The sequence below is a fragment of the Streptomyces sp. NPDC059037 genome (assembly GCF_042740015.1).
In the GTDB taxonomy this organism is placed as follows: Bacteria; Actinomycetota; Actinomycetes; order Streptomycetales; family Streptomycetaceae; genus Streptomyces.
In genome coordinates this window covers 12,088-15,643 of record NZ_JBHYIG010000235.1, presented here as the reverse complement: position 1 = coordinate 15,643, position 3,556 = coordinate 12,088, and the positions used below count along the sequence as shown (strand labels likewise).

The 3,556-nt window shown below is 67.9% G+C and carries 1 protein-coding gene; it reads left to right on the top strand.

From position 1 onward, the window contains the following. Positions 1–3,468 (top strand): multifunctional oxoglutarate decarboxylase/oxoglutarate dehydrogenase thiamine pyrophosphate-binding subunit/dihydrolipoyllysine-residue succinyltransferase subunit (locus ACFWY6_RS34490; protein WP_384699030.1); only part of this gene is annotated, 3,468 nt, incomplete at its 5' end. Positions 3,469–3,556 lie beyond the last annotated feature (88 nt).

Genomic DNA, 3,556 nt, shown 5'->3' with positions numbered 1-3,556 from the left:
AGCACCGCACAGGCCGCCCCCGCCGCGTCGGCGCCCGCCAAGGCCGCTTCCGCGAAGCCCGCAGCCGCCAAGGCCGCGCCCGCGACCGAGGCCCCGGCCGGTCCGGAGTACGTGACGCTGCGCGGCCCCTCGGCCGCCGTCGCGAAGAACATGAACGCCTCGATCGAGGTCCCGACGGCCACGTCGGTCCGCGCGGTCCCGGTGAAGCTGCTCTTCGACAACCGCATCGTCATCAACAACCACCTCAAGCGCGCCCGCGGCGGGAAGATCTCCTTCACGCACCTCATCGGGTACGCGATGGTGCAGGCCATCAAGGCCATGCCGTCGATGAACTACTCCTTCGTGGAGAAGGACGGCAAGCCGACCCTGGTCAAGCCGGAGCACATCAACTTCGGCCTCGCCATCGACCTGGTGAAGCCCAACGGCGACCGCCAGCTCGTGGTCGCGGGCATCAAGAAGGCCGAGACCCTGAACTTCTTCGAGTTCTGGCAGGCCTACGAGGACATCGTCCGGCGCGCCCGTGACGGCAAGCTCGGCATGGACGACTTCACCGGCGTCACGGTCTCCCTGACCAACCCCGGCGGCCTCGGCACCGTCCACTCGGTCCCGCGTCTGATGCCCGGCCAGTCGGTCATCATGGGCGTCGGCTCGATGGACTACCCGGCAGAGTTCCAGGGCACGAGCCAGGACACCCTGAACAAGCTCGGCATCTCGAAGGTCATGACGCTCACGTCGACCTACGACCACCGGGTCATCCAGGGCGCCGCGTCCGGCGAGTTCCTGCGGATCGTCGCGAACCTGCTGCTCGGCGAGGGCGAGTTCTACGACGAGATCTTCAAGGCGCTGCGCATCCCCTACGAGCCGGTCCGCTGGCTCAAGGACATCGACGCCTCGCACGACGACGACGTCACGAAGGCCGCCCGCGTCTTCGAGCTGATCCACTCCTACCGCGTCCGCGGCCACGTCATGGCCGACACGGACCCGCTGGAGTACAAGCAGCGCAAGCACCCCGACCTGGACATCACCGAGCACGGCCTCACCCTGTGGGACCTGGAGCGTGAGTTCGCGGTCGGCGGCTTCGCCGGCAAGTCCATGATGAAGCTGCGCGACGTCCTCGGCGTGCTGCGCGACTCGTACTGCCGCACCACCGGCATCGAGTTCATGCACATCCAGGACCCGAAGCAGCGCAAGTGGCTGCAGGACCGCATCGAGCGCACGCACGCCACGAAGCCCGAGCGCGAGGAGCAGCTGCGCATCCTGCGCAGGCTGAACGCCGCCGAGGCCTTCGAGACGTTCCTGCAGACGAAGTACGTCGGCCAGAAGCGCTTCTCCCTGGAGGGCGGCGAGTCCGTCATCCCGCTGCTCGACGCCGTCATCGACAGCGCCGCCGAGTCGCGTCTGGACGAGGTCGTCATCGGCATGGCCCACCGCGGCCGCCTGAACGTGCTGGCGAACATCGTGGGCAAGTCGTACGCCCAGATCTTCCGCGAGTTCGAGGGCAACATGGACCCCAAGTCCATGCACGGCTCCGGCGACGTGAAGTACCACCTGGGCGCCGAGGGCACCTTCACCGGCCTGGACGGCGAGCAGATCAAGGTCTCGCTGGCCGCGAACCCGTCCCACCTGGAGACGGTCGACCCGGTCATCGAGGGCATCACCCGCGCCAAGCAGGACATCATCAACAAGGGCGGCACGGACTTCACGGTCCTGCCGGTCGCCCTGCACGGTGACGCGGCCTTCGCGGGCCAGGGTGTGGTCGCCGAGACGCTCAACATGTCGCAGCTGCGCGGCTACCGCACGGGCGGCACGGTCCACATCGTCATCAACAACCAGGTCGGCTTCACCGCCGCCCCGGAGTCGTCGCGTTCTTCCATGTACGCCACGGACGTGGCCCGCATGATCGAGGCGCCGATCTTCCACGTGAACGGCGACGACCCCGAGGCCGTCGTCCGCGTCGCCCGCCTGGCCTTCGAGTTCCGCCAGGCGTTCAACAAGGACGTCGTCATCGACCTCATCTGCTACCGCCGCCGCGGACACAACGAGTCGGACAACCCGGCGTTCACGCAGCCGCTGATGTACGACCTGATCGACAAGAAGCGCTCGGTGCGCAAGCTCTACACCGAGTCCCTCATCGGTCGCGGCGACATCACCCTGGAAGAGGCCGAGCAGGCCCTGCAGGACTTCCAGGGCCAGCTGGAGAAGGTCTTCACGGAGGTCCGCGAGGCCATCTCGCAGCCCGCGCAGGCCGAAGTGCCCGCCGCGGAGCCCGAGTTCCCGGTGAACGTGGACACCGCGATCTCCCAGGAGGTCGTCAAGCGGATCGCCGAGTCGCAGGTGAACATCCCCGACCGGGTCACGGTCCACCCGCGTCTGCTGCCGCAGCTGCAGCGCCGCATGTCGATGGTCGAAGAGGGCACGATCGACTGGGGCATGGGCGAGACCCTCGCCATCGGCTCGCTGCTCCTCGAGGGCACCCCGGTCCGTCTGTCGGGCCAGGACTCGCGCCGAGGCACGTTCGGTCAGCGCCACGCGGTGCTCATCGACCGTGAGACGGGCGAGGACTTCACGCCGCTCCTGTACCTCTCGGACGACCAGGCGCGCTACAACGTCTACGACTCGCTGCTCTCCGAGTACGCGGTGATGGGCTTCGAGTACGGCTACTCGCTGGCCCGCCCCGAGTCCCTCGTCATGTGGGAAGCGCAGTTCGGCGACTTCGTCAACGGCGCGCAGACGGTGGTGGACGAGTACATCTCGGCCGCCGAGCAGAAGTGGAACCAGCACTCCGGCGTCACGCTGCTGCTGCCGCACGGCTATGAGGGCCAGGGCCCGGACCACTCGTCCGCCCGCATCGAGCGCTTCCTCCAGCTGTGCGCGCAGAACAACATGACGGTCGCGATGCCGACCCTCCCGTCGAACTACTTCCACCTCCTGCGGTGGCAGGTGCACAACCCGCACCACAAGCCGCTGGTGGTCTTCACCCCGAAGTCGATGCTGCGCCTCAAGGCGGCGGCCTCGAAGACGGAGGAGTTCACGACGGGCGGCTTCCGCCCGGTCATCGGCGACGCGTCGGTCGACCCGGCGGCGGTCCGCAAGGTCGTCTTCTGCGCGGGCAAGCTCTACTACGACCTCGAGTCGGAGCGCCAGAAGCGCGGCGTCACGGACACGGCCATCATCCGCATCGAGCGTCTGTACCCGCTGCCGGGTGCCGAGCTCCAGGCGGAGATCGCCAAGTACCCGAACGCCGAGAAGTACCTGTGGGCGCAGGAGGAGCCGGCGAACCAGGGCGCATGGCCCTTCATCGCCCTCAACCTCATCGACCACCTGGACCTGGCGGTCGGCGCGGATATTCCTCACGGGGAGCGGCTGCGTCGGATCTCCCGTCCGCATGGTTCTTCACCTGCGGTGGGCTCCAAGAAGCGGCATGAGCAGGAGCAGGAGCAGCTCGTCAATGAGGTCTTTGAGGCGTAAGCGCCTCGGGCTGACGTGAGCAGAGGGCCGGGGGCCCCCGGGGGTTATACGCGCGGGGCCGCGCGCGTTGTGGTGGGGGGGGGGTTTG